This window comes from Agrobacterium tumefaciens (assembly GCF_005221385.1).
GTDB lineage: Bacteria > Pseudomonadota > Alphaproteobacteria > Rhizobiales > Rhizobiaceae > Agrobacterium > Agrobacterium tomkonis.
Genome location: NZ_CP039904.1, coordinates 1,098,292 through 1,123,821, shown reverse-complemented (window position 1 = coordinate 1,123,821; position 25,530 = coordinate 1,098,292). Strand labels below are relative to the sequence as shown.

General features: G+C 58.7%; 22 protein-coding genes. 4 read left to right on the top strand and 18 right to left on the bottom strand.

The features are described 5' to 3' along the window. Positions 1-37 precede the first annotated feature (37 nt). From CFBP6623_RS20350 to CFBP6623_RS20315, 8 genes are all read right to left on the bottom strand, one after another. Complete coding sequence (locus CFBP6623_RS20350) at positions 38-922, bottom strand: GntR family transcriptional regulator (protein WP_046801985.1); 885 nt, start codon at positions 920-922, stop codon at positions 38-40. Between the two features lie 89 nt (positions 923-1,011). Continuing rightward, positions 1,012-2,511 (bottom strand): tripartite tricarboxylate transporter permease, encoded by a 1,500-nt coding sequence (locus CFBP6623_RS20345; protein ID WP_046801984.1) that lies wholly within the window; start codon positions 2,509-2,511, stop codon positions 1,012-1,014. Between the two features lie 7 nt (positions 2,512-2,518). Further along, positions 2,519-2,992: a tripartite tricarboxylate transporter TctB family protein gene (locus CFBP6623_RS20340; RefSeq protein WP_046801983.1), complete on the bottom strand. Its 474-nt coding sequence runs from the start codon at positions 2,990-2,992 to the stop codon at positions 2,519-2,521. 51 nt (positions 2,993-3,043) lie between these two features. After that, positions 3,044-4,009, bottom strand: coding sequence for a Bug family tripartite tricarboxylate transporter substrate binding protein (locus CFBP6623_RS20335; protein WP_046801982.1), 966 nt, complete (start codon positions 4,007-4,009; stop codon positions 3,044-3,046). Between the two features lie 291 nt (positions 4,010-4,300). Next, the gene (locus CFBP6623_RS27035) at positions 4,301-5,101 is read right to left on the bottom strand and encodes a hypothetical protein (RefSeq protein ID WP_210238632.1); all 801 of its coding nucleotides are present in this window, start codon (positions 5,099-5,101) and stop codon (positions 4,301-4,303) included. A gap of 199 nt (positions 5,102-5,300) precedes the next feature. Then, the gene (locus CFBP6623_RS20325; protein WP_046801980.1) at positions 5,301-5,924 is read right to left on the bottom strand and encodes a TetR/AcrR family transcriptional regulator; all 624 of its coding nucleotides are present in this window, start codon (positions 5,922-5,924) and stop codon (positions 5,301-5,303) included. Positions 5,925-6,038: 114 nt separating this feature from the next. Continuing rightward, positions 6,039-9,179, bottom strand: coding sequence for an efflux RND transporter permease subunit (locus CFBP6623_RS20320; protein ID WP_046801979.1), 3,141 nt, complete (start codon positions 9,177-9,179; stop codon positions 6,039-6,041). Positions 9,180-9,182: 3 nt separating this feature from the next. After that, entirely contained in the window at positions 9,183-10,337 is a 1,155-nt protein-coding gene (locus tag CFBP6623_RS20315) for an efflux RND transporter periplasmic adaptor subunit (RefSeq protein WP_046801978.1), read from the bottom strand. 369 nt (positions 10,338-10,706) lie between these two features. Between CFBP6623_RS20315 and CFBP6623_RS20310 the strand changes: the two genes are divergently transcribed. Then, positions 10,707-11,489: a pyrroline-5-carboxylate reductase gene (locus CFBP6623_RS20310; RefSeq protein WP_046801977.1), complete on the top strand. Its 783-nt coding sequence runs from the start codon at positions 10,707-10,709 to the stop codon at positions 11,487-11,489. Positions 11,490-11,544: 55 nt separating this feature from the next. On the opposite strand, the gene CFBP6623_RS20305 is transcribed toward CFBP6623_RS20310, so the two are convergent. From CFBP6623_RS20305 to CFBP6623_RS20280, 6 genes are all read right to left on the bottom strand, one after another. Next, positions 11,545-13,143: an MFS transporter gene (locus CFBP6623_RS20305; RefSeq protein ID WP_046801976.1), complete on the bottom strand. Its 1,599-nt coding sequence runs from the start codon at positions 13,141-13,143 to the stop codon at positions 11,545-11,547. Continuing rightward, on the bottom strand, positions 13,140-13,580 hold the full coding sequence (locus tag CFBP6623_RS20300) for a DoxX family protein (protein ID WP_046801975.1): 441 nt from the start codon (positions 13,578-13,580) through the stop codon (positions 13,140-13,142). The genes CFBP6623_RS20305 and CFBP6623_RS20300 overlap by 4 nt, the downstream gene beginning before the upstream one ends. Before the next feature lie 220 nt (positions 13,581-13,800). Beyond that, complete coding sequence (locus tag CFBP6623_RS20295; protein ID WP_046801974.1) at positions 13,801-15,783, bottom strand: amidohydrolase; 1,983 nt, start codon at positions 15,781-15,783, stop codon at positions 13,801-13,803. Continuing rightward, on the bottom strand, positions 15,783-16,073 hold the full coding sequence (locus tag CFBP6623_RS20290; protein ID WP_046801973.1) for a XapX domain-containing protein: 291 nt from the start codon (positions 16,071-16,073) through the stop codon (positions 15,783-15,785). Before CFBP6623_RS20290 ends, CFBP6623_RS20295 begins: the two co-directional genes overlap by 1 nt. A 72-nt stretch (positions 16,074-16,145) precedes the next feature. Then, positions 16,146-16,838, bottom strand: coding sequence for a hydrolase (locus tag CFBP6623_RS20285; protein WP_046801972.1), 693 nt, complete (start codon positions 16,836-16,838; stop codon positions 16,146-16,148). A 143-nt stretch (positions 16,839-16,981) separates the two neighbouring features. Continuing rightward, positions 16,982-17,914 carry a VOC family protein gene (locus tag CFBP6623_RS20280; RefSeq protein ID WP_046801971.1) on the bottom strand — a complete coding sequence of 311 codons (933 nt, stop codon included), beginning with the start codon at positions 17,912-17,914 and terminating at the stop codon, positions 16,982-16,984. Between the two features lie 118 nt (positions 17,915-18,032). Here CFBP6623_RS20280 and CFBP6623_RS20275 point away from each other — a divergent pair, with 118 nt between their 5' ends. Further along, positions 18,033-18,932 carry a LysR family transcriptional regulator gene (locus tag CFBP6623_RS20275; protein WP_046801970.1) on the top strand — a complete coding sequence of 300 codons (900 nt, stop codon included), beginning with the start codon at positions 18,033-18,035 and terminating at the stop codon, positions 18,930-18,932. 48 nt (positions 18,933-18,980) lie between these two features. Here CFBP6623_RS20275 and CFBP6623_RS20270 read toward each other — a convergent pair whose 3' ends face one another. The 4 genes from CFBP6623_RS20270 to CFBP6623_RS20255 all read right to left on the bottom strand — a co-directional run bounded on the left by CFBP6623_RS20270 (position 18,981) and on the right by CFBP6623_RS20255 (position 23,298). Further along, positions 18,981-20,486: an HAL/PAL/TAL family ammonia-lyase gene (locus tag CFBP6623_RS20270; RefSeq protein ID WP_080842877.1), complete on the bottom strand. Its 1,506-nt coding sequence runs from the start codon at positions 20,484-20,486 to the stop codon at positions 18,981-18,983. Then, on the bottom strand, positions 20,479-21,309 hold the full coding sequence (locus tag CFBP6623_RS20265; protein WP_052760272.1) for a quaternary amine ABC transporter ATP-binding protein: 831 nt from the start codon (positions 21,307-21,309) through the stop codon (positions 20,479-20,481). The genes CFBP6623_RS20270 and CFBP6623_RS20265 overlap by 8 nt, the downstream gene beginning before the upstream one ends. Continuing rightward, positions 21,302-22,159 carry an ABC transporter permease gene (locus CFBP6623_RS20260; RefSeq protein WP_046801968.1) on the bottom strand — a complete coding sequence of 286 codons (858 nt, stop codon included), beginning with the start codon at positions 22,157-22,159 and terminating at the stop codon, positions 21,302-21,304. The genes CFBP6623_RS20265 and CFBP6623_RS20260 overlap by 8 nt, the downstream gene beginning before the upstream one ends. 101 nt (positions 22,160-22,260) lie before the next feature. Beyond that, entirely contained in the window at positions 22,261-23,298 is a 1,038-nt protein-coding gene (locus CFBP6623_RS20255; protein ID WP_046801967.1) for an ABC transporter substrate-binding protein, read from the bottom strand. Positions 23,299-23,956: 658 nt separating this feature from the next. Here CFBP6623_RS20255 and hutC point away from each other — a divergent pair. Together hutC and CFBP6623_RS20245 are read left to right on the top strand one after the other, a co-directional pair. Continuing rightward, positions 23,957-24,697 (top strand): histidine utilization repressor, encoded by a 741-nt coding sequence (gene hutC / locus CFBP6623_RS20250; RefSeq protein WP_046801966.1) that lies wholly within the window; start codon positions 23,957-23,959, stop codon positions 24,695-24,697. A 330-nt stretch (positions 24,698-25,027) separates the two neighbouring features. Beyond that, on the top strand, positions 25,028-25,525 hold the full coding sequence (locus CFBP6623_RS20245) for a Csu type fimbrial protein (protein ID WP_046801965.1): 498 nt from the start codon (positions 25,028-25,030) through the stop codon (positions 25,523-25,525). Positions 25,526-25,530: the final 5 nt, after the last annotated feature.

Genomic DNA, 25,530 nt, shown 5'->3' with positions numbered 1-25,530 from the left:
GAGCAATCCCAGCGCAACGTGACGAGACGTTAGGGATCTAGACCTTGGGTGACTTAATGCGGCTGGCACCCATGATGTGGGTGTAGAGAAAAGCAGCGGCCTCGTTCCGGCGACCATGTTCGATCAGGTCGAGAATTTGCAGATGTTCCTCCGTCTGCCGGGGCAGGCGGCTGCGGTCGATGGTGATGTGATATTCGAGAAGCCGGCGCAGGCGGTTGATACGTCTGATCGCATCCAGGAAAAATTCGTTCTGCGAGCAGGCGACGAGCATCTCGTGAAACTCGTTATTGGCCTTGAAGATTTCGGCGCGCGACCATGTTTCATATCCGCCGTCACGCAGCCGCGTCTGAACCTCCCGCGCCCGCTTTAGACCTTCGGGATTGGGCTCGAAACTCGGAAGCAACATGGCCTGCTGCTCGATCACGGCGCGAAAGGCGTAACCGTCCTCATAGCTCTTCTTCGACGTCAGCGCCTGCGTGAACGCCCAGCCATTGCCGGGCAGGCGCTCGATCCAGCCTTCTTCCGCAATACGCCGAAGGACCCTCAGCAGCTTGGTACGCGGAAGATCGTAAAACCGCATGAGTTCGTTTTCGCTCATGCGCTCGTCAAGCTTGCCGGCGAGGCGATCCTCGGCGATGCGGAAATAGATCGCCTCGTCGCCCTCGCCGTCTTCAACACCTGCGGATTTCATATCCTGAAGACCGCCGGGGTCTACCGCCAGGAAATAACCGCGATTGGGCTCTGCCCGCACGACGCCCTGGGTTTCCAGTTGCTTGAGAGCGCTCATGATGGGAGCACGCGAGACACGGAAGGCGTCAGCCAGCATTTGAAGAGGAAGATGCTCGCCCTTGCCGATCCCATTCGTCTGAATGAATTCAATCACGTTTCCGACGATCTGCGGCGTAAGACTTTTCCGTACCATGGGGCTCGCTCTGTAATTTTGCCCAGTCTTGTATGATCCCCGGCCTCAAAGCAACAGGCGGCCGCCCGAACGGGCCGCCGCCTCACTGTTCAATCCTCATCCTGCCGGAAGCGGGAAAGCCCCTTGAAAAGGAAGGGTGCAACGAGCGCAATCACCGCAAAGGCGATCATCGTCGCCGAACTCGGATGTTGCAGCAGGATCATGGGATCACCAAGGCTCATCTGCAACGAGCGCCTGAGGGCGCTATCTGCCAATGGCCCGAGGATGAGACCGACGACGGCCGGCGCGACGGGATAATCGAATTTCCGCATGAAAAAGCCGACAACGCCAAATCCGGTCAGCAGCAGCAATTCGACAACGGAAGGATTGGCCGCGATTGTTCCCATCGAGGCGAAGACGAGGATGCCCGCGTAAAGCCATGGCAGCGGAATGGCGAGAAGGCGCACCCACAATCCAACCAGCGGAAGGTTGAGCACCAGCAACATGACATTGGCAATGAACAGGCTGGCAACCAATCCCCAGACGAGATCCGCATGCTGCGTAAAGAGCAGCGGACCCGGCTGGATATTATACTGCTGGAATCCCGCCAGCATGACGGCGGCCGTGGCGGAGGTGGGCAGCCCAAGCGTGAGCAGTGGAACGAGCGTACCGGCAGCCGAAGCATTATTGGCGGCCTCAGGACCGGCTACGCCCTCGATCGCACCGTTGCCAAATTCTTCTGGTTTTTTCGAAAGCTTCCGCTCGATGTTGTAACTGAGGAAGGTCGGAATCTCCGCTCCGCCTGCAGGCAGTGCACCGATTGGAAACCCGATTATCGTTCCGCGCAGCCACGGCTTCCATGAACGTTTCCAGTCCTCAAGCGTCATCCAGATCGATCCTTTGACGGGGATCGGTTTTTCCGGCTTGTGGAGGTGACGGGACGCGACAAGCACTGCCTCGCCTATCGCAAACAGGCCGACGGCCAGCGTCGTGACTTCCACACCGTCCAGAAGCTCCGGCACACCGAAGGTCAGGCGCGCCTGCCCGGTCAATTGATCGATGCCCATCAGGCCGAGCCACAGACCGAAAGCAAGGCTCGTCAGCCCCCTGAGCGGCGACGACCCAAATGTCGCGGAAACGGTAACGAAAGCAATCAGCATCAGCCCGAAATAATCCCACGGACCGAACTGGACGGCGACCTTGACAAGAATGGGCGCAAGGAATGCCAGGCCAAAAGTGGCTACCAGCGCAGCCACGAACGAGCCGATCGCAGCCGTCGCAAGCGCCGGGCCGCCGCGACCCGCCCGCGCCATCTTGTTGCCCTCAAGTGCGGTCACGACAGAGGCGCTTTCTCCCGGCGTGTTGAGCAGGATCGCTGTAGTCGACCCGCCATACATGCCACCATAATAGATACCGGCAAACATGATGATCGAGCCGCCGGGATCAAGCTTGAACGTCACCGGCAGGAGAAGGGCGACCGTCAGTGCCGGGCCAATGCCGGGAAGCACGCCGACAGCCGTACCGATGATGACCCCCACGGCCGCAAAGATGAGATTTGCGGGTTCGATTGCGGTAGAGAACCCCTGGAACAGGGCGAAAAGCGAATCCATGATCACCTCAGAACAGACGCTCAAGCGGCCCCTGGGGCAGCGCGAGGGTCAAAAGCTTGTTGAACATGAGGAAGATCACGACGGCGATGATCGCCCCGAGACAGAGGTCCACGGCCAACGCCCTGCGCCCGAATGCTTTGGCAGTGAAAGCGAAAAGCAGCGTCGACCCCAGAATGAAACCACCGCCGAACCAGATCGCACCGATCAGGCCTGACAAGGCAATGGCGATCCAGCCCACAGCCTTCCAGTCGGTTGCCTCATCCTCCAGTTCACTCGGCCTGAAAGCGCTGAACAGATGCCCGAGTGACAGGAGGAAAAACAGCAGGGCGACAAAATAGGAAGCGGCATTCGCGCTCATGCCATAGGTCGCCCGCGCCGTCATGCCGCTTGCATCCCAATAGGTGATGACCGCTATGGCAAACAGAATGACGGCAACGACCACCGCAGGCGGATTGCGCAGCGAAGATGTTTTGGATGTCATGATATTCCTCACGGGCGGGAAACGGTCTCTCCGCCTCCCGCGCTGGCCAGATCAGTTGGCAAGACCGATGGATGTCAGGATCGCGTGGACCCGTTCGGTTTCAGAGCCGATGAAGGCCTTGAATTCGTCAGAGGGCGCGTAATAGTCGGTCCATCCCCGCGCTTTCAAAACGGTTTGCCACTCGTTCGATTTGACGGTCTTTTCAATGGCCGCCTGCAATGCCTCAAGCTCTTTGCCCTCGACACCCTGACCGGCAAAGACGCCACGCCAGTTCACGAGTTCGATATCGAAGCCCTGGGCCTTCAGAGGTTTCGTCTCGATGCCCGGGATAGGCTCGGGATAGGATATTGCAAGCGCTCGTAGATCGCCGGACTTGATCTGGCCTTCCCATTCGCCGTAGCCCGAGACACCTGCCGTCGCCTGCCCGCCAAGCATGGCTGCGAGCGACTCACCGCCGCCGGAATAGGCAACGTAATTGATCTTGGCCGGGTCCTGCCCGGATGCCTTGGTCACCAGAGCCGCCAGAATATGATCCGCACCGCCGGCCGAGCCTCCGACCCAGATGGTCTTGGCCACATCTTTCTCAATGGTTGCCTGCAGATCGGCCATCGTCTTGATCGGCGAATCCTTCGGCACGACGATCACGAGCGGATCGCCGGTGAGGCGGGCAAGGGGTGTGACCTGCGTCAGATCGACAGGTGAGTTGTTGGAAATGCTGGCGCCGACCAGCGTGATGCCGGCAACCAGCAGCTGGTTAGGGTTGCCCTTGGCCTGACCGACAAATTGCGCCAGCCCAACCGTGCCGCCGGCACCGGGCACGTTGACGACCTGCACGCTCTTGGCCGCGCCTGTCGTCATCATGACCTCCTGAAGCGAACGCGATGCCGCATCCCAGCCACCACCTGCCCCTGCCGGCGCGGTGATCGTCAATTCCAGTTGCTGCGCCTTCACGGGCGTTACGGCGAAGCCGACAACCGCGAGCGCGGCGGCAAAGCCAAATCCGATAAATTTTTGCATGTGTTCCTCCAACAGACTTCGTGCTCCCTCCGAGCAATAGGGCAAATCTGCATTATATAATTATAAAAGTAAATATACCGCTGGAGAAGATTTTGAATGCGCGCAGCCCCCTGCCTGATCGCAAGGCCGCACCGGTTAGGTGCGGGATATTAGCTGGGCACAGGAGCGGCAGGCGGGTGTGAGCCGACAATCAACTCAGCCTCGGCATGAACACCGCAGGAAATGGATCGCGATTTTTATCGGATCGACAGGGTTCGCTTGTGCGTCCACGCATCAAGCTCTTGCATTGCCTTAATGCTTGCCCTTGCCAGATCGCAGCGAAAGTCCGAACGCCACCATCGTGAAACCCGCCACCAGAAGATCCGCCGCCAGAATGATGTCCGGCCCCGCTCCAAGTCCCAAGGAGCGATCCGCGACCAGCCATGCGACAAAGAAGAGGGTGGTGAAGCCGCCTGCCAGCAGGGATGCAGCCCCCCGGTGGGGGCGGATCGTTTCTCCAGTCCAGAGCCGCAATAACGAAAGACCAAGAAACAGACAGCAGAAAAGCAGAAAGGCCACGGACGATCGAAGGCCCTCATCGACGCAGACGATACATCCCATCGCTGCCTGAAGGGCGCCGATCGCGATCCAGTCCGGATAAAATGCGGGACGCGCAAGCCGCATGATGATGATTGCAAAGAGCAATCCGCCTAGCATTGGTCCGAGGCCCGGCAAATAACCTTCGAAGTTCCGGTCAAGAAACCTGTTGGCGAGGGACAACACGGCGAAATCGACCAGAATGATGCCAAGCGCGACCACTCTCAGCCAGTCGGACGGTTTCCTGAAACGGTTTTGACCGACCTCCCGTCCACTGCAGATGAGACGGCGAAGCCGCGGGAGAAACGACGGGGCACGTTGGTGGGGAAAAACGTGCCCCGTCCGATGTCCGGCAATGAGCGTTGCGGACATCACTGGCCCTGACTGCGGGGGACGATACGTCAGAGCCATGTTTATCGAAGACGGAGCAGGCGCGAAATCTCCGTAACCTGTGCAAACAGCCAGACTACCGCGAATGGGAAGAGACTGGCGCGAAACATTTTCCCGATCCTGCATCATTTTCGGAACCGCCTCCTCCATTGGGTAACCGGTTCGCTTTCGAGATCGTAACGGTCAACCAGCCCTGCTTGCCGGGGCAACAGTAGCCATGCCTTTATATATACATACAAAACGTTTGTAAATTCGAACCTAGTCATCTTCCTTCACCAGCGCATGTCAGACGTGGTTTGCCTGCCGTGATTTTGTCAGGATCGGTTCAGTTGAGGCCTTGGTGTTTTTGCTGAACTCCGGCCAGCAAAGTCGTAACCAGAAGGCTCCCGTCTTCGGAGAGCGTAAAGACGCTCTTCCTTAACGCCCATTCCGTAATGAGACCGCCCATAGCCGCATAAAGCATGGAGGCCGCCTTTTCCGGCGTCCACGGCTTCACCATTCCGGGATTTCGCTCGACTGCCCTGAATATGCGCACGAACAATTCATGCATTTCCTCGGGAAACGTGTTTTGTGCGGCCTCATCCTTTTCCGCCAGAACGATATCAAGCCTCATCATCACCCGCAGCAGACCGCGCTGACGGGGATCCTGCTCCAGCATCCTGAAGGTATCGGCTATGATATCACCGAGTTTTTCGATGGAAGCGGAGCTGCGGCCTTCGGAAAGTTCGTCGGCAAATCGCCGAAACGGTTCCTGCGCCTCGTTTCTGAGAGCAAGCAGAAGCCCGTGCTTGTTCTTGAAATGCCAGTGAATCGCACCCCGGGTCACACCGGAAAGAGCAGCGATTTCCTCCAGGCTGACATTGTCGTAGCCCTTGTCCAGAAACAGGGTCTCTGCCGCCTGCAAGATCTGGCGGCCCGTCTCCGCCGCCTGCTCCTTGGTTCTCCTCACGTCTCTAAACTCCCATGACTGAATTTCGCCGTTGCTTTCTACATGGACCAGCCCGGCAAAAGCAAACCGCCGTCCCGCCGTAACTCGTCACGGCGGGGCGGGAATGCATCGACCTCAGACGGTTTTCGGCTCAGCCGCCTTTACGCTCCTGCGGCTAAATATCCCCGATATCAGCACGAAGAAAACCGGCACGAAAACAATCGCCAGCAAAGTCCCCGTCACCGTTCCGAAGAAGGTGGCAAAGCCGATAGCCTGGCGCGCGCCGGCACCGGCACCCGTCGATATGACGAGCGGGATGACCCCGAGACCAAAGGCAAGCGACGTCATCAGGATCGGCCGAAAGCGAAGTTTCGCCGCCTGGCAGACCGCCTCGAATGCGCTTTCGCCAAGCTGCGCCATTCGCTCCCGCGCAAATTCGACAATCATGATGCCGTTCTTGCCCGTCAGGCCGACCACCGTCAGAAGACCCACCTGGAAATAGACGCCGTTCGACTGTCCACCGATCCATGCGCCCAGAAGTGCACCGAGGATACCGACCGGCATGGCGAGCAGAACCGCAACGGGAATGGTCCAGCTTTCATAGAGCGCCGCAAGGCAGAGGAACATGGTCGCCAATGCCAGCCCATAGAGGGGAAGGGCACCGGCACCGGCATCCTTTTCCTCAAGTGACATTCCCGTCCACTGCAGGCTGAAGCCAGGCGGCAGTTTCGCGGCAAGCGCCTCCATTTCCGCCAGCGCCTCACCCGAGGAAAAACCCGGAGCGGCCGACCCTTCGATCGACATGGCAGGAAGAGCGTCATAACGGCTGACTTGCTGAGGCCCGAAGACCCAGTTCTGGCTGGCAATTGTCGAAAGATCGACGAAATCGCCATTCGCATTCGGTACCCGCCAGAGAGCAAGGTCTTCCGGCCCGGTGCGCGCCAGGGGCTCGCCCTGCACATAAACGCGCTTCATGCGTCCCTCGTAGAGGAAGTCGTTCACATAGGAACTCGACCAGACGGTGGTCAGGAACGACCCGACATCCGCTGCGCTGAGGCCAACGGCGCCGGCCTTGCCCCAGTCGATGTTGAGTTCGAACTGGGAAGCATCTTCCACACCGTTCGGCCGGACGGCCATGAGCTTGGGGCTTTGCGCCGCCAGCCCCAGCAGCATGTTGCGCGCTTCCAGAAGCTGCTCATGGCTCTGGCCGGAACGCGCCTGCAGGAAGGCGGTAAAGCCGTTGGAGTTGCCGAGTTCCGTGACCGCCGGCGGCACCAGCGGAACCACGATCGCCTCCTTGATGCCGCCCATCAAAGGCCCGAAAGCACGCGCGGCGATGGCCTGGGCAGAGTCGTCCTTACCCTTGCGTTCTTCCCAGTCCTTCAGCTTGACGAACATCATGCCCATGTTCTGGCCCTGACCGGCGAAGGAGAAACCACGAACCGAGAAGACAGCCTCGACGTTCTGCGCTTCGGCATTCATGTAGTAGTTTTCCACCTTGCCCAGAACCGCCTCGGTATTTTGCGCGGTGGAACCGGGCGGCGTCTGGATGATGGTGAGCAGGGTTCCCTGATCCTCATCGGGAAGGAACGAGGTGGGCGTCTTCTGGTAAAGGAAGACCATGGCGACCACCAGAAGCAGGTAGACGAGGAACATCCGGACCGGCCTTTTTGCCGAAGCCCTGACGATATTGCCGTATCTTGTCGTCAGCCATGAGAAATTGCGCTCGAACCAGTTGCTGAAACGGCTGGCAAGGCCCGGCTTTGCATTATGGTCATGGGCCTTCAGCATCGTCGCGCAGAGCGCCGGTGTGAAGATCAGGGCCACCAGCACCGAGAGCGCCATGGCCGCGACGATCGTCACCGAGAACTGCTTGTACATTTCCCCTGTCGCGCCGCCAAAAAACGCCATGGGCACGAAGACGGCGGAAACCACCATGGCGATGCCCACAAGCGCGCCCTGGATTTCTCCCATCGATTTTTTCGTCGCCGCGACGGGATCGAGATGTTCGTCTCGCATGATGCGCTCGACATTTTCCACCACCACGATCGCATCATCGACCAGCAGGCCGATCGCCAGAACCATGGCAAGCATGGTGAGCGTGTTGATCGAGAATCCAAGCGCCGCCATGATGCCGAAGGTTCCGAGCAGAACCACCGGCACGGCCAGCGTCGGGATCAGCGTCGCGCGGAAATTATGCAGGAAGATCAGCATCACGAACACGACCAGCACGATCGCTTCGATGAGCGTGTGAATAACTGCCTCGATGGAAAGCGAGACGAACGGCGTCGTGTCATAGGGAATGACATAGCTTACCCCGGCGGGAAGAAATGCGCCGAGATCGGCCATCTTCGCCTTCACCAGTTCCGCCGTTTCAAGCGCATTGGCGCCGGATGCCAGCTGGATTGCCATGCCTGACGACGGTTTGCCGTTATAGAAACTGGAGATTTCGTAGTTTTCGGTTCCGAGTTCCGCCCGCGCGACATCACGCAGCAACACCAGCCCGCCATCGGTATCGGCACGCAAGACAATGCGTTCGAAATCCTGCGGCGTCTTCAGGAGCGACTGCGCGGTGACGGTGGCATTGAGCTGCTGGCCTTCCGGTGCCGGCATTGCGCCGAAGGCACCGGCCGATATCTGCGCATTCTGGGCGCTGATGGCATTGATGACGGTGGTGGGAGAGAGGCCGTAATATTTCAGCTTCTGCGGATCGAGCCAGATCCGCATCGCATATTCCGATCCGAACACCTCGACCTTGCCGACGCCCTTCAGCCTCGAGATCGGTTCAACCATGTAGGAGTTCAGGTAGTCGGCCAGATCGATGGCGCTTCGGGCCCCGTCGTCGGAGATCAGCGCGATCACCATCAGGAAGCCGGTTGTCGATTTCTCGACCGTCACGCCCTGGCGTGTCACTTCCGAAGGCAGGCTCGCTTCGGCCTGGCTCAGCTTGTTCTGGACCTGCACCTGGGCGATATCGGGATCAGTGCCCAGATTGAAGGTGAGCGTCACGGTGGCGCGGCCCGTCGATGTCGTCGACGAGTCGATGTAACGCAGCCCGTCAAGGCCCGTCATTTCCTTCTCGATGATCTGCACCACCGTATCCGCAACCGTCTCGGCGGATGCACCGGGATAGGTCGCGCCGATAACCACGGATGGACCGGCTATCGAGGGATATTGCGAGATCGGCAGTCTCATGATCGACAGGACGCCGAGGCCCATGATGATGATTGCGATGACCCAGGCAAAAATGGGTCTGTCTATGAAAAACCGTGCCATGGATCAGTTGCTCCCGGCCCGGGCGGCCTGCTGGCCCACCGGCTGTTGTTCTATTTCCACCGTGGCGCCCGGCGCCACCTTCTGGAAACCGGACATGACGATCTGGTCCCCCGGCTTCAGGCCGCTGCTGGTGACCCAGCGGTTGCCAGCGCCAGTGACGATATTCACCGGACGGGGAACAATCTTGCCGCCTTCCACGATCCAGACGGATGCCTCGCCTTTGGCGTTGCGCATCACAGCACTTTGCGGAACAAGGATCGCGTCCTTGGTGACGGCCTGCGGCAGCTCAACTTCCACATAGAGGCCCGGCAGGAGCCGGTTATCGGGGTTGGAAAACGAAATTCGAAGCGTGACCATGCCCGTCGTCGGCTCGACCCTCGGTTCGGCCGCCTTAAGATCACCCTTTACCGGGTAAGTCTGGCCGTTCGGAAGGATCATCGTTGCAACGGACAGGGACTGGCTGCTCCCGACCCTTTTGTCGGCATTCCACCGCAACAGATCGTTTACGGACTGCGTCACATCAACGTAAATCGTGTCGAGCGCGCGGATCGTGGTCAAAGCGGTCGTCTGCTGCGCAGCAACAAGCGCGCCGGCCGTCGTTTCCGAAAACCCTATGATACCGGAGATCGGTGCGCGGATCGTCGTTCTCTCAAGGTCGATCTCCGCTGTCGTCAGCTGTGCCCGCGCCACCTGAAGTGCGGCCTGCGTCTTGTTTCTTTCGGCGATCTTGTTATCGCGGTTCGCTGCCGAGCTGACATTGTTGGCAAATGTCTCCTCAGCACGGCGTGCATCGACAAGGGCGAAATCGTAACTTGCCTGCGCCTGGGCGACATTGGCTTTAGCCGACTCCACCGCCGCGACATAGGTTTCATCCTCGATCTTGTAGAGAACCTGCCCGGCCTCGACACGGGCGCCCTCCTCAAACAACCGTTCCCGGATGATGCCTGAGACCTGCGGCCGCACCTCTGAAATCGTCGATGGCTTGATACGTCCGGGCAAACGCGCAGTCAGCGTGAAATCCGCCGCCTTGGCGGTTTCGACCGTGACCGACGGGGTGGGTTGCTGCTGCGAGAGCACTCGTCCGGGATAGAGGACGCAGGATAGGATCAACGCAAGGGCCACCGTTCGCCCGCGCCGCCACTGACTTTTCTCGACCATTTTTCACCTTTTGATGCAAACGAGCTGCCGGACACATCACAAACGTCCGATCTTTCGGTGCCATATACATACATTCCGAATGTAAATATCAAGTGAAATATTTTGGCCAATCGGCACCGGGTGCTCACGAAAATCTTGCTTCAAAGTGCAAAACTGATCGGGATAAGATGCTAAAATAGAAGGAAAATCAGATTGCTGCTAAGCGTCTGATGCGGAGCACGTTTACGTCCTGCCGGCGGATGCGGAAAAAAAATTAACATTGCCGACAGACCAGTTTTCTGGCCCAATGTCTCATCACCAGTCTGGAACAATCATCACCATCCTGCGTAAAACACGGCCGATCTGGCCCCCTGCCGACGTGGAGTCATCATGCCCCTTCCCCAGAAAATCGGTTTTATCGGAACCGGAGCGATCACCGACGCGATGGTGCGGGGCCTGCTCCTGAAGCCGGCGGCCGTGCCGCATGTCATGGTTTCAGCGCGCAACGCGGATATTTCGGCCAGGCTCGCCGCCGATTTCCTGCAGGTGATCGTTACCGGCGACAATCAGGCGATCATCGACGGGTGCCATACCGTCGTCTTGGCAATTCGGCCGCAGATTGCCGAAGACGTCATCCGCCCATTGCGTTTCCGGAACGGACAGAAGGTCATCAGCGTCGTTGCCGCAACCAGCCGCGAAGCGCTTTTCGACTGGATCGGCGCGGATGTCAGCCTTACGCAGGCGATTCCCCTGCCTTTTGTCGCACGGCGCAGGGGTGTCACAGCCGTCTATCCGCCGGATGCCGATACATCGGCAATTTTTAATAGCCTTGGCAATGCGGTCGAATGCGAGACGAAGGCGGAATACGATCTTCTCGCTGCCGCGAGTGCCCTGATGGCCACCTATTTCGGCATCATGCAGCATACGACCGAATGGCTGGCTGAAAATGGCTTGCCGGAAGAAAAGGGTCGCGCCTATCTCGCCCCGCTCTTCGCTGGTCTTTCCGAAGTGGCCCAGCTCACTGACAGAGACACCAGTTTCCTTGATCTCAGCGGTGAATTTGCCACCAAAGGCGGGCTCAACGAACAGGTTTTGCAGGATTTTGACCGTAATGGCGGCTCCAATGCGCTGAAAGGAGCGTTGAGCCGTGTTCTTGAGCGGATCACAAAATAGCCCGCGGTTGGTTACCGCAGCAATGAAAAAGGGGCCAATCGGCCCCTTTTTCGCTTTATGCTTTCCCCGGACGATTGATCGTGAGGAAGTGCCGCACGACCGGTCTTGCCATTCCCGAGTGATAGGCAAGTACCTTGCCCTGCAAGTCCGCGTCGGCATTGGAGACCCGTTTATGCTGGCGCAGATGCTCCGCCCAGGATTCCACCATGAACCATTCAACGATCTTCTGCGGATCGGCGGAGTCCTCGGTGACACCCCAGCCGTAGGCACCATCGCGCCGGCGCTCCTGTGAAAGCTCATCCAATGCGTGCAGGAACGCGCTGCGGTGATGCTTTTCGACGTTGTATTCGATCAGGATCAGGACCGGGCCACGGTCATGGGCCACAGGCTCGGCAACGAGCGGCTCCGGCCAATGGTTGGACGGCACCATATCCGCGTCGCCGGCAGGCAATTTCAGGCGGTGCATGACAAGACCGGCGATAAACAGACCAGCAGCGCCGATCAGCAGCGTTCCGGGCACGCCTGCCGCTTCGCCAACGGCACCCCAACCGATGCTGCCCGCCGTCATCGCCCCGTTGAAGACGGTAAGATAGACCGCCAGCCCACGGCCACGCACCCAGTTCGGCAGAATGGCCTGGGCCGCGCCATTCAACGTCGTCAGCGCCGTGATCCATGCGCCACCGAGAAACAGCAGGATGACGATGGCCAGCCACTTGGGCGGAGCAAACGACAGGCCGGCCATGACGAGCGCGGTAATGACAGCAGCCCCCAGAAGCAGAGCATCGGCATCAAAGCGGGCGCGCAGTTTCGGCATGATCAACGCGCCGCCAATCGCGCCCGCACCGACCGCACCGAGCAGAATGCCATAAAAGCTGGCATCTCCGCCGAGCAATTGCCGTGCGACCAGTGGCAACAGCGCCCAGACGGCACTGGCGAATGCAAAGAAGATCGCAGCCCGCAGCAGGACGACATGCAGGGGACGGCTGGCGCGCGTGTAACGAAGACCAGCCCGGAATGCACCAGAGAAACCTTCCGCCAACGCATCATTGGCGTTCTTCGCCCGTGGCCACCACAAGAGCGCCGCGATGACAACAAAGTAACTTGCGACATCTGCACCGTAGGTAACGGCCGCACCAAAGGCAGCAAGCAATATGCCGCCAACCGCAGGACCAATGGAACGGGCGATATTGATGCCCAGCGAATTGAGCGCGACGGCGCTCTTGATGTCCTCGCGTTTCACCAGTTCCGGCACGATGGCCTGCCAGGTCGGCCCCATCAGCGCCGCACCGATGCCGCCGAGGAAAGTGAGGCCGATCAGGGCACTGACGGACAATAATCCGGTATGGGCGAGGACCATGAGGGTGAGACTGACAGAGGCCAGCAGCAGCTGGACCGCAATCAAAAATTTACGACGGTCGAGAATATCCGTCAGCACGCCGGCCGGGATCGCCAGCAGAAAGATCGGCAGGGTTCCCGCCGCCTGAACCATGGCGACTGCCGCCGGCGAGGCCGAAAGATCGGTCATCAGCCACGAACTGGCGACATCGCGCATGAAACTGCCGGTATTGCCAAGCACGGTTGCGGCCCAGAGGACGGCAAAAACCGGCTGTGCAAGAGGAGCAAAGCTGCTCGTGGAGGATTTTGCGGCACTCATTTGCCTGTTCCTTTCGTGAGATCGATTGCGGCAACGATAACAAAGGCGCCAGCCAGACCGAGATGTTCGAAGAAGGCGTTGGTGGCCATCATGCGATCCATGCCGGGCGCCATTTCCCAGAACCGAAGAGCAATGAAGGTGGCCAGAAGCGTGAAGCCCGCAAGCGCCAGAGCGCCTGCCCAGCGCAGAAAGCCGGAAACCACCATGGCCGAGGCGGCAAGCTCGAACACGATGACGACAACGGCAAAAACCGCAGCCGGATGAAGGCCGAAATGGTTCATCTCGGCAATCGCACCGGGAAAGTCGAAGATCTTGGTCAGCGGCCCCTGAATATACGCCGAGCAAAGCGCCAGAAGCGCAAGGGTTCGTGTGACGGGCGCGGCAACGATATCTGCAAGCAACCCGTGAAGGCGAAGTGTTGAAGATGGTTTGGTCATTGTCTGCTCCTGCGGCCTGGCCGCTCGCTTCGAGCGGCGTTGCGTTCATCTGATGGAGCGATATTGGCTGAAACAATTATCGCCAACAATTGCATCAATAGTTTCGATATAATTGCATAATTCGCAACATTAGCCCGCCTGAGAGGACTTCCTTCGCGTTGGATGCGGGCAGCGGCAATACGCTGCCCGCTTGGTCGGCCTGACATTCACACGGTCGGGCTTAAACCGCCCAGCATGAGCAGCCGAGCGCTCCGAAGAAGCCCTTCAGATCGGCGATTGGCAGCTTCGATGTCCATGCTCCGGCATGGTCATGTCCATGAACGCCGCAATCGCTGGCGCAGCCGCAGGACGTGATTGCCGCGCGTCGCAACGAGTTCTTTCCAGCCCCTTGCGGCTCACCCCAGGCGGCATAACCGCCGAAAGCGCGAACCGGCGACCAGTCCGGCATGGCCGGGGGCACGTCGTTCTCATCAAGCGCCTTGAAGTCGCCGGCACCATAGACGATCTTGCCGCCGACCATGGTCAGCTCGGAGGTGAGGAAGGAGATTTCGTCTTCGGCGCAGGAAAAATAATCCTTGTCCGGCACCACCAGATCGGCGAACTGGCCTTTTTCGATGCGGCCCTTTTTGCCCTCTTCGTTCGAGAACCAGGTGACTTTTTCGGTCCACATGCGCAGCGCCGTTTCGCGGTCAAGGCAATTGGCGCGTGGATAAAGCTGCATGCCGCCCACCGTCTTGCCGGTTACCATCCACGAAAGGGACACCCATGGATTGTAAGAGGCGACACGGGTGGCATCGGTACCGGCAGAGACATTGACGCCATTGTCGAGCATTTTCCTGATCGGCGGCGTCGCCTCGGCAACTCCCTGTCCATAACGTTCGACGAAGTATTCGCCCTGATAGGCCATGCGGTGCTGGGTGGCGATGCCGCCGCCAAGCGCTGCAATACGGTCGATCGAACGATCAGAAATGGTCTCAGCATGATCGAAGAACCAGTTCAGACCTTCAAGCGGAATGTCCCGGTTGACCTTTTCGAAGACATCAAGCGCCCGCGAGATTGTCTCGTCATAGGTGGCATGCAGACGCCAGGGCCAGCGGTTTTCCGCGAGAACCCGCACGACCTCTTCGAGTTCGCCCTCCATTTCCGGCGGCATGTCCGGTCGCGGCTGGCGGAAATCCTCGAAATCGGCAGCGGAAAAAACCAGCATCTCACCTGCGCCATTGTGCCGGAAATAGTCATTGCCCTGCTTGTATTTGACCGAAGAGGTCCAGTTGAGGAAATCCTCCTTTTCGTGCTTGGGCTTCTGCGTGAAGAGGTTGTAGGCGAGACGCACGGTCATCTGGCCTTCATCGGAGAGCTTCTGGATGACCTCATAATCATCAGGGTAATTCTGGAAGCCACCACCCGCATCGATCACGCCGGTCACACCCAGCCGGTTCAACTCACGCATGAAGTGGCGGGTGGAGTTGACCTGATAATCGAACGGCAGCTTCGGTCCCTTGGCGAGCGTCGAATAGAGGATACCGGCATTTGGTTTGGCAAGCAGCATGCCCGTGGGATTGCCGTTCGCATCGCGGGTGATCTCGCCGCCGGGCGGGTTCGGTGTATCCCGCGTATAACCAACGGCGCGAAGGGCTGCGCCATTCAGCAGCGCCCGATCATAGAGATGCAGCAGGAAGACCGGCGTGTCGGGCGCCACCGCATTGATTTCCTCAATGGTCGGCAGGCGCTTTTCGACGAATTGATGCTCGGTGAAGCCGCCAACGACGCGCACCCATTGCGGGGCGGGCGTGATCGCCACCTGCCGTTTGAGCATGTCCATGGCGTCCGCCAGCGAGCGCACGCCATCCCAGCGCAGTTCCATGTTGAAGTTCAAACCGCCGCGAACGACGTGGGTGTGATTGTCGATGAGGCCGGGCAGCACGCGTTTGCCCTTCAGATCGATGATTTTCGTCCCCGGCCCGGCGAGTGCCATGACATCGGCATCGGTTCCCACGTCCACGAACAGACCATCCTTGATGGCAACTGCCGTTGCATTTGGATTGCCGCGATCAAGCGTCGTCAGGCGGCCATTGTGAAGAATGGTGTCGGGATACATGGAATAGGCTCCGGTCTGAATGGGATCAGCGGCATTGGCCGGTGAAAAGAGATGCGGAAAGGCAAGGCTCGATGCCGCGCCAAGAAAAGTGCGTCGCGTTGGCATCAGCTTCTCTCCCCATCCGCAGGCTGTTTCGCCCTGGCGAGATCCACGGTCTCTCCGCTGCCCTTTGGCATATGGCCGAACATATGCGGCTTGATCTGGTTGATCCACGAAACGGCGGCCGGCTCCTTGCCGATGATCGACCTTGCAAAAGGAATGACCTGTTCGCCGAGCAATATGCCAAGCAGGCCGACAAGCGCGATGATGGGCGGTGCAGGTGAACGCACATTGAGCAGGCTGTAAACAATGCCGACCAGCAGGCCGGCGCCAAGCGACAGAAGATAGACTTTCATGGGAACCTCCTAGATGGATGAAAGCCGCACCGGACGGGACATCGATCCTTCCGGTGCGGCGCGGTTGAAAGCTTATTTTTGGGCTGGGTTCGGGCCGATGCGCTTGCCGTGTTTGACGCGCTCTGCACCGCCATGGACATGGGTGACGGCATAGTCGATGCCCATGCCGTAGGCGCCGGAATGTTCCTTCACCAGCGAGGTGACGGCGTCATAGGTTTCCTTGCGTGCCCAGTCGCGTTGCCATTCAAGCAGCACCTGCTGCCAGGTGACCGGGATGATGCCAGCCTGCACCATGCGATCCATCGCATATTTATGCGCATCGACAGAGGTGCCACCGGAGGCATCCGCCACCATGTAGATCTCGTAATCCGCAACATCGTGAAGCGCCGAGAGCGCGAAGGTGGTGTTGCAGACTTCCGTCCAGAGACCAGAAACGACGATCTTCCTTCGGCCGCCGGCGGCGTTCTTAGCCAGGGCGTCACGGACATTCTGGTCATCCCAGGAATTCATCGAGGTGCGCTCGAGGATATCGTTCTCCGGAAAAACCGCGAGCAATTCCGGGAAGGTGTTGCCGGAGAAGCTTTCCGTTTCGACCGTCGTGATGGTCGTCGGGATATTGAATATCCGGGCGGCCTTGGCGAGGCCGACAACATTGTTCTTCAGGGTCTGACGATCGATCGATTGCACGCCGAAAGCCATCTGCGGCTGCTGGTCGATGAAGATCAACTGGCTGTTGGCGGGGGTAAGGACTTCGAGCTTGGACATTTTCGTTCTCCGTTCAGGTGGTGATTGCCGATCTACGGCGGTGGAAATTGACAAGGCTTCGCCGGTGGGCTGCCCGGCGCGGGCAGCCGTCTTTGAAGGGCGTGGATGTATATCTGTCAGTCGGTTCGGATCAGCGGTCCGTCTTAAGCAGCGAGCGGAACCAGGCTCGCCTCGATCTTGTTGCGGAACGGCTCATACCGGTTTGGCAGCTTGAGCGCCTCACCAAGATGGGCTGTATCCTCGTCCCGGTCGAAACCGGGTTCATTGGTAGCGATCTCGAACAGGATCCCGCCCGGGGTGCGGAAATAGATCGCCCAGAAGTAATCGCGGTCGATGACGGGGGTCACCTGATAGCCGGTATCCATCAGCGCCTTGCGCACTTCGAGCTGCTTTTCACGGTTTTCAACCGCAAAGGCGATGTGGTGCACCGAACCGGCTCCCGGGCGGGCAAAGGGTGTCTTCGGCAGCGCTGCAAGATCGATCGTATCCGCTCCATTGCCACCGGGAATAATGAAACGTGTGACGTTTCCTTCAACATCGGCCCGCTCATAACCCATGAAACGCAGAAGTTCCTCGGTTGCAGCCGTATCATGAAGATTGAAACGCGCACCGGTGAAACCGCGTATGGCATTATCTTCGGTTATGCCCTCGGCCAGCCAGCCAGCACGTGCATCATCGCCCGTTTCGATCAGCGCGAGACCGTCGCCATCTGGACCGGTGAAGCGCAGGCGATTGTCGCCGAAGACCGTGTCGGCCTCAATTCCGGTAGCGCCTTTGGCAATGAGACGATCTTTCCAGAAGCCGAGCGCACCCTTGGGAATGGAGAACTGGGTCTCGCCCACTTCGCCGACACCGGGACGACCGGCCATCATCTGGGCGAAGGGAAAATAGGTCATGACCGTGCCGGGCGATCCCGTTTCATCACCGTAATAAAGGTGATAGACGCTGGGCTCATCAAAGTTGACCGTCTTCTTCACCCGGCGCAGGCCGAGCGTTTCGGTGAAAAAACTGTTGTTCTGCAGCGCATCCGACGCCATGGAGGTAACGTGGTGCAGGCCCTTGATATCCTTGATCATCGTCGGCGCCTCTCTTCGTTTGTGTGTCCGTTTCGATGACAAAGATATACGTCGCTTGATTGCATCAAGGAATTGCAATATTTCTTGCTACTGAATTGCGATTTTTGAAATAATAGAGATGAACGACCACAAAGCTCTCAAAACCTTTCTGATGGCGGCCGAAAAGCGCAACTTCGCGCAGGTGGCCCGTGAACTGGGCATGACGGCAGCAGCCGTCACCCGCGCCATTGCCGCGCTTGAATGTGATCTCGGCGTGCAATTGTTTGTCCGCACGACCCGTCAGGTATCGCTGACGACCGATGGAGCCGTTTTTGCCGCGCAGATTCAGCCGGCAATAGAAGCGCTCGAAAATGCCCGGCGCGACGTCAGGAATGCTCACAAGGCCGATCAGGGAAGGCTGAGGATCAGCGCGCCGACATGGCTCGGGAAAACCGTACTGCCGCCGATTCTCTCTGGTTTCCGGGAACTGTACCCGAAAATGTGCTTCGAGATTTCGCTGTCCGACGGCTTGGTCAACATCGTCGATGACGACTACGATCTCGCGATCCGCATTTCGTCAGCCCCATCAGACAAATTCACCATCTGGCGCAAGATCAGGGCCGTGCCGAGAATATTGGTGGCGGCACCGGGCAGCCGGTTCACGCAGATGGAACATCCGGGCGAGCTGACGCCCGACGATTGCCTTGCCTATAGCGGTGAAAGCCGGCGGGAAAACTGGGTCCTGTCGGATGGCGGATCGAGCATCACGATTTCGGCCGGTCGCAGATTCAGCGCCAATAATGGCGAGGTTCTGGCAGATTTGGCGGCGGATGGTGCCGGGGTGGCCATGTTGCCGGGGTTTCATATCGCCGACCATATCCGCAGCGGCCGACTGATACATGTTCTGCGCGGCTGGTCGCCGCCGGAACTCTGGCTGACGCTTTATTATCCGCCCTACCAGAAGCTCCCGCCCCGCATCGCGACTTTCTCGAAGTTTTTCGAGGACCAACTGCCCGCACATATGGTGATGCTGGATTAAATATGACGCCGGTGCATAAATTCATCACCGGCGGCGCATCCCTGATGCTTATGACAGGTGCCCAATCCCGGCGCTCGTGTTACGCAACAGCTTCTCCACCATGGCAAGCAGAGAATTGAGCGGCCGGTCATCGCGGTAAAAGGGAACGTCTGCGCGAATACGCCGGTAGAGGGCGTGGGTGGCGGGTGCCATGCCGGCTTCTCCAGGCTGCATGTCATAGGCCTGCGCCGCACACATGATCTCGATCGAAAGAATGGTTTCGAGATTGGCGATGATGGAAAGTGCCTTGTCGGCAGCCGGCGTGGCGTGAGTGAGAATATCCTCCTGCAAGGCAGAGGTAATGCCACCATCCAGACTGGCGGGCGCAGCCAGCCGCCGGTTTTCGGCAACCAGCGCCACGGCCGTATACTGAATGATCATGAAACCGGAGCAGACACCGCTGCCTTCCGCCAGAAAAGCTGGCAGGCCGCTGACCAGCGGATTGACAAGGCGGTCGATCCGGCGCTCCGCAATGCTTGCCAGTTCTGCAGCCGCGACGGCCAGACCATCCATGGCAAGCCCCAATGCCGCGCCAACGGCATGGGCCTGTGAATGCACCTGCGGCATATCCGGCGAACCGGTAACGACCGGATTGTCCGTAACACTTGCCAGTTCGCGATTCACCACTTCGCCGATCTGCATGACGCTGTCGCGAATGGCGCCGTGGATTTGCGGAACGGCGCGAAGGCTGAGCGGATCTTGCGTGCGCGATCCCGCCGAGCGCGCCAAGAGGGGACTATCCGCCAACAGATGGCGGAGATTATTTCCAACGGTCTGAAGCCCCGGGGATGTGCGCAGAGCAAGGGGCGCTGCCGAGAATGGATCGGACTGCGCGCCCAGATTTTCATAACTCATCGCTGCGGCCGCATCCGCCCAGTCCAGCAGATTTTCCATTTGTGACAGCGCCAGACAGGCAAGTCCGGTGGCGCAGGGCGTTCCGTTGACGAGACTCAGCCCCTCCTTGGCCAGAGGCACAAGTGGCAAGAGACCGACAGCTGCCAGCGCCTGCCCTCCGGACAGCCTTTCGCCATCACGCACCGCCTCGCCTTCGCCGATCAATACCAGCCCGATCGCTGCGGCATGGGTGAGATATCCGACCGAACCGCGTGAGGGAATGACGGGTAAAACATCCGCATTCAAAAGAGCCAGCATCGCCTCGACGGTTTCCACGCGGATGCCGGAAAAACCATGGGCGAAATTGACGATCTGTGCGGCCATGATGGCACGTGTCTGCTCCCGCCCCAGCGGCTCTCCAACCCCGCAGGAATGGCTGAGCAGGATGTTTCGCGACAGGGCCTGTTGTCGATCCCTGTCCACGATCACGTCGCACAGGGCACCGACACCGGTATTGATGCCGTAGCCGCGCACGCCTTTCGACACCAGCGCCTCGACAATGTCACGCGCCGCGGCGATACGCTTCCACGCGGCATCGGCAAGCTGCACTCGTGCACCTTTTGCCACCATGGCGACATCCCGCCATGAGATGCCCTGATCGATGATAACGGTGTCAATCATGATGGGCGACCGCCGCACCCGTGCGGCGCTGCACGAAGCGGGCGACATAATCATTGGCGGGGCGATTGAGAATATCGTCCGGCGTTCCGACCTGCACCAGTTTCCCGTCCTTCAAAATCGCGATCTGCGCACCGATCCGCAACGCCTCATCAAGATCATGCGTGATGAAGACGATGGTTTTCGAGAGGTTCTTCTCCAGCTGCAGAAGCTGATCCTGCATATCGGCGCGGATCAGCGGATCGAGAGCGGAAAATGCCTCATCCATCAGGATAACGTCGGTATCGGCAGCGAGAGCCCGCGCAAGGCCGACACGCTGCTTCATGCCGCCGGAAAGCTGGTGGGGCATCTTGTTTTCATAGCCGGCGAGCCCGACGGTCTCGATCCATTGCATGCCGATCGGATTTGCTTCCGCCTTTGAAAGGCCGCGTACACGCTGGCCATAAACGACATTCTGCATAACCGTGCGGTGTGGCATGAGGCCGAAATTCTGAAACACCATGCTGACCCGACGATTGCGGAAGTCGCGCAGATCCTTGGCCCTCAGATCAAGCACATTGCTGCCGCCAACCAGGATTTCACCGCTCGTCGGTTCGATCAGGCGGTTGATATGGCGCACAAGCGTCGATTTTCCGGAGCCGGAAAGGCCCATGATGACAAAGATGCGGCTGCCGGCAATGTCGAGGCTGACATCGTCGAGACCGACGCTGCAACCGGTCTTGGCCAATATTTCAGCCTTGTCGGCGCCGTCCTTCGTCATGGCGAGCGCGGCTTTCCAGTTGCCGCCGAAAATCTTGGAAACGTTACGGATTGCGATATCAGTCATCGCCGCGCTCCTTCCGGCTGGATTGGCCGAAGCCCTGCGTAATACGGTCGAGGACGATGGCGAGAATGACGATGCCCAGACCCGCCTCGAGGCCCTTTCCGACATCCAGTGTCTGAATCCCGTTCAGGACCTGTTCGCCCAGACCACGCGCACCGATCATCGAGGCGACCACCACCATGGAAAGAGCCATCATGATCGTCTGGTTCAGGCCAGCCATGATTGTGGGTGTGGCCAGCGGCAGTTCGACCCCGAACAGGATCTGCGACGGGCTGCTGCCAAAAGCGGTTGCCGCCTCCACCACTTCACGATCCACCTGGCGGATGCCCAGATCGGTCAGGCGGATCAGCGGTGGTACGGCATAGATGATGGTCGCGAGTACCGCAGGCACCTTGCCAAGGCCGAAAAGCATGATTGCCGGGATCAGATAAACGAAACTCGGCATCGTCTGCATGACGTCGAGGACAGGCAGCGTGATACGCCGCATGATCTGGCTCTTGGCGAGCCAGATGCCGACCGGGACACCGATGATGATGGAAATCAGGCTGGCGATGAGCATCAGCGCCAGCGTCTGCATTGTCAGGTCCCACAAGCCGAGAGCGCCGACGATGAGCAGCATGACCCCGACCATGAGAACAAGCGAAATCTTGCGCGCGGCAAACCATGCGAGCGCCAGAAAGGCAAGCAGGACCAGCCACCATGGCAGGCCGCGCAATATCCATTCCATGAACAGGATGACCTGCAGAATGGTTTGAGAAATTGCCTTGAAGACGAAGCCGTAATTGACGACCAGCGACTGGACGAAGTCGTTGATCGGGCCACGAATGGAAATATGAAGAGACTCAGGAAACATCGGGTGGCGTCCTCGCACTTGCCGTCTTCCGTCCCCGACGGTCACGGCTCTGACGGGAAAAGAAAAGCCGCATGCCAATCCAGCATGCGGCCCCGTGATTGCTACTTGATCGCGGCTTCGATACGGGTCTTGGCCTCCGGCGACACCCATGCGCCCCAGATGTCACCTTTGGTCTTCAGGAAGCGCGTCGCTGCGGCCACGGCATCGGCCTTTTCGTCAACCATATAAGCGAGGCTGGAATTGACCTCCTCAAGCGGGAAGGTCGCCTTGCCGAGGATTTCGATGATATCCGGCGCAGCCTTGGCGAAGTCGCTGTTGACGCCATAAGCAACCTCAACCGCCGGGAAAGCGCATCCCGCCTCCCGCTTGCCATCGGCGCTTGTCAGGTCCTTCCAGCAGGCTTCGGTGTAGGCCGGCTCGGAAAGCTGCACGAGCTTGTACTTGCCCATGATTGCGGTCGGGCTCCAGTAGTAGAACAGCAGCGGCTCGCCCTGAAGATAGGCGGCGCTGATCCCCGCATCCAGCGCCGTGCCCGTACCCGGGCGGAAGTTCACGTAGGTCGAGTCGAGCTTGTAAGCCTGGAGCTTGGCGGTATTGACACCCTCACAGGTCCAGCCCGAAGGGCAATTGAGAAAACGTCCCTTGGACGGCTCTTCGGGATCCTGAAAAAGGGCAGCGATCTTCGGATCGGAAAGCTGCTCGACACTCTTCAGGTCGGGGGCCTTTGCCTCTATGCCCTTTGTCGCGTCGCCCTTGATCAGGTATTCAGGAACGAACCAGCCTTCGGAAGCGCCGACGAAGGTCTTGCCGACCGAGGTAACCTGTCCTGCGGCAGCGGCCTTGTTCCAGACGTCGGACCGGCCGATCCATTCCTCGGCGAAAATCTGAACGTCGTTATTGGCTGTGGCCTGTTCCAGCGTCACCGAATTGCCGGGAATGGAATCGACCTTGCAATCATATCCCTTCGACAGAATGGCCTTCATGACTTCGGTAACGAAGGCGCCGCTTTCCCAATCGATGCCGGCAAAAGTGACAGTCTTTCCCTCGCCGCAATAGCTGGCTGCATGGGCCGAGCCCAAGGGCAGCGCCGCAAACAGGGCCGTGGCGGCAAGCGCGAATTTAAATTTAGCATTCAACATCTTATTCCCCTTTTTGATTGATGGTTGGCATGTTGTCGGCACAAATTCATGCGGTGCCGGCGCAGGATCTCCCTGAAAATATGATGAAGGAATATCGACCTTTCGCCGGGTCAGCGGGACGGTTTGGAGCAGGTCCGAACAACACACCTATTCCCTGCCCGCAGCATCGGAGTTTTATGCCACAACGAAAGTAACTCCCCTTAAGTTCACTATACAACTTTGCTGAAACAGCTTTAATGCTAAAGAATGGCGGCAAGCCGGAAAGGCACTGGAAGAGCAACTGAAAAACCGACGTTGTCCGAATCCTGAACGCTGCCAATCCAGCCTTCTTGCGCCGAAACCTATGTGTTCGCCTGCAAGGCATCAGAGCCGTAAACGGTTCACAGCCACGCATTCACAGCCCTTTCTCCCAATATCGGCGAGCCAGCCTGCATTTTCCTTTCGGAGCGGGTCGGCATGCAAACATCCTCACCTCAGCCACTTACGAGAAAAATGCGCCCGCAAAAGATCGACTTTTCAACTCCCCATCGACGCTTCACAAGTTGTATATGTAACTTTGCATGGTTTTAGGAGACAAGCAAGTGCAAAGATGATATTTTGCATGCGTCCGAAATGCTGGTTATATTTTAGGCAATCTGCCGATTTTCAGGGAGTTTAAATGCCGTCCGTGATCGAAAGCGACCTCGCAACATCCAGCGAGTATCCGTCTCTGCCGCTCTATGAGCGTGTGAAAACGCAAATCAAGGCAAAGATCGCGAGCGGCGAATGGCCCCTCCACCACCGGGTCCCTTCCGAAAACGAAATGGTGGAGATGCTGGGCGTCAGCCGAATGACGGCAAACCGTGCCCTGCGGGAGCTTGCGACCGAAGGTGTTATCGTGCGCGTTCAGGGACGCGGTTCATTCGTCGCATCGAAAAAAAGAAGCGCCGGCATGATGGGTGTGCGAAACATCGCCGACGAGATCAAGGAAAGGGGCTCTTCCCACCAGGCCAGCCTGATCCTGGCGCAGACCGAAGTATGTGGTCCCGATCTTGCCTCGGCGCTGGAGATCGACGTTGGTGCGAAAATCTTCCATTCGATCATCGTTCATCACGAAGACGACGTTCCGATCCAGCTGGAAGATCGTTTCGTGAATGCCGCAGTCGCTCCAGACTATCTGCGGCAGGATTTCAGCTCCATGACCCCGAATGCCTATTTGACGGCGTTGGCGCCGATTTCCCGGACCGAACAGTTCATAGAAGCCGCAGCGCCCCAACCATGGGAGTGCAAATTGCTGGCGATCGGCCGGCACGAACCCTGCCTGCAGGTTCGGCGGCGAACGTGGTCTTCCAGCCGTGCGGTAACATCGGTACGGCTATTATACCCCGGAAGCCGCTATCGACTCGAAAGTCAGGAATAAGAGCTCCCTATATGGGCATCGGCCAAGGGGTCACGATCCTGCGTCTTCATCCAAATGTGCACCATCACATCGAACCTCGCTGCGAGGAAATGGACAAGCTACTGATTATATAACATTTTCTGCGAGTTTATCTATTTTCGCATCCGCGAATTCCATGGAATTTACGGTTGCACTTTATACTGTATCTCATCCTGTAGTTTTCTAGGATCCGCCGTTAAGGATTTGTTAACCAAATCGAAGCGAGTATTAGATTATTCTAATTACCCGCTATTGGGGTGATCCTGCGTTGTGACCGAGGAAATCAGCAGCGCAGCCGCTTGGGGAGAGAGCATGAAGTTCGCAACATCAGGCTACCTATTATCACTTGCGGCGTTCGCCCTTGCGCCGTCATCAGGCATGGCGCAGGTCGCCACTTCAAACTTCACGGTACAAATCACCATTCAGGCGGCATGCCAGATCAACTCGGCCGGCAATCTGAACTTCGGCACCAATGGCGTCATCAGCAGCAATATTGACGCGACCAGTCAGGTCGTCGTTCAATGCACCTCCAGCACACCCTTCAGCCTTGGCCTGAGCGCCGGCGCCGGTTCAGGCGCCACTGTCGCCAACCGTCTGATGACCTCCCCGGCGGGTGCCACCATTGCATACTCGCTCTATACGACTGCGGCACATACCACGCTTTGGGGCAATACCGTGGGGACGGATCGCCAGACAGGAACGGGAACCGGAGCGCCGCAAACATTCACGGTCTATGGGCGCGTACCTGCCCAGACGACACCCGCGGTCGGCGTCTATACCGATACGGTGACGGCCACGCTCAATTACTGATCGCC

Excerpts from the sequence above, each read along its gene's own strand:
- CFBP6623_RS20350 (WP_046801985.1), bottom strand. The coding sequence starts at position 922 with ATGGTACGGAAAAGTCTTACGCCGCAGATCGTCGGAAACGTGATTGAA.
- CFBP6623_RS20345 (WP_046801984.1), bottom strand. The coding sequence starts at position 2,511 with ATGGATTCGCTTTTCGCCCTGTTCCAGGGGTTCTCTACCGCAATCGAA.
- CFBP6623_RS20340 (WP_046801983.1), bottom strand. The coding sequence starts at position 2,992 with ATGACATCCAAAACATCTTCGCTGCGCAATCCGCCTGCGGTGGTCGTT.
- CFBP6623_RS20335 (WP_046801982.1), bottom strand. The coding sequence starts at position 4,009 with ATGCAAAAATTTATCGGATTTGGCTTTGCCGCCGCGCTCGCGGTTGTC.
- CFBP6623_RS27035 (WP_210238632.1), bottom strand. The coding sequence starts at position 5,101 with ATGCAGGATCGGGAAAATGTTTCGCGCCAGTCTCTTCCCATTCGCGGT.
- CFBP6623_RS20320 (WP_046801979.1), bottom strand. The coding sequence starts at position 9,179 with ATGGCACGGTTTTTCATAGACAGACCCATTTTTGCCTGGGTCATCGCA.
- CFBP6623_RS20315 (WP_046801978.1), bottom strand. The coding sequence starts at position 10,337 with ATGGTCGAGAAAAGTCAGTGGCGGCGCGGGCGAACGGTGGCCCTTGCG.
- CFBP6623_RS20310 (WP_046801977.1), top strand. The coding sequence starts at position 10,707 with ATGCCCCTTCCCCAGAAAATCGGTTTTATCGGAACCGGAGCGATCACC.
- CFBP6623_RS20305 (WP_046801976.1), bottom strand. The coding sequence starts at position 13,143 with ATGAGTGCCGCAAAATCCTCCACGAGCAGCTTTGCTCCTCTTGCACAG.
- CFBP6623_RS20300 (WP_046801975.1), bottom strand. The coding sequence starts at position 13,580 with ATGACCAAACCATCTTCAACACTTCGCCTTCACGGGTTGCTTGCAGAT.
- CFBP6623_RS20295 (WP_046801974.1), bottom strand. The coding sequence starts at position 15,783 with ATGCCAACGCGACGCACTTTTCTTGGCGCGGCATCGAGCCTTGCCTTT.
- CFBP6623_RS20290 (WP_046801973.1), bottom strand. The coding sequence starts at position 16,073 with ATGAAAGTCTATCTTCTGTCGCTTGGCGCCGGCCTGCTGGTCGGCATT.
- CFBP6623_RS20285 (WP_046801972.1), bottom strand. The coding sequence starts at position 16,838 with ATGTCCAAGCTCGAAGTCCTTACCCCCGCCAACAGCCAGTTGATCTTC.
- CFBP6623_RS20280 (WP_046801971.1), bottom strand. The coding sequence starts at position 17,914 with ATGATCAAGGATATCAAGGGCCTGCACCACGTTACCTCCATGGCGTCG.
- CFBP6623_RS20275 (WP_046801970.1), top strand. The coding sequence starts at position 18,033 with ATGAACGACCACAAAGCTCTCAAAACCTTTCTGATGGCGGCCGAAAAG.
- CFBP6623_RS20270 (WP_080842877.1), bottom strand. The coding sequence starts at position 20,486 with ATGATTGACACCGTTATCATCGATCAGGGCATCTCATGGCGGGATGTC.
- CFBP6623_RS20265 (WP_052760272.1), bottom strand. The coding sequence starts at position 21,309 with ATGACTGATATCGCAATCCGTAACGTTTCCAAGATTTTCGGCGGCAAC.
- CFBP6623_RS20260 (WP_046801968.1), bottom strand. The coding sequence starts at position 22,159 with ATGTTTCCTGAGTCTCTTCATATTTCCATTCGTGGCCCGATCAACGAC.
- CFBP6623_RS20255 (WP_046801967.1), bottom strand. The coding sequence starts at position 23,298 with ATGTTGAATGCTAAATTTAAATTCGCGCTTGCCGCCACGGCCCTGTTT.
- hutC (WP_046801966.1), top strand. The coding sequence starts at position 23,957 with ATGCCGTCCGTGATCGAAAGCGACCTCGCAACATCCAGCGAGTATCCG.
- CFBP6623_RS20245 (WP_046801965.1), top strand. The coding sequence starts at position 25,028 with ATGAAGTTCGCAACATCAGGCTACCTATTATCACTTGCGGCGTTCGCC.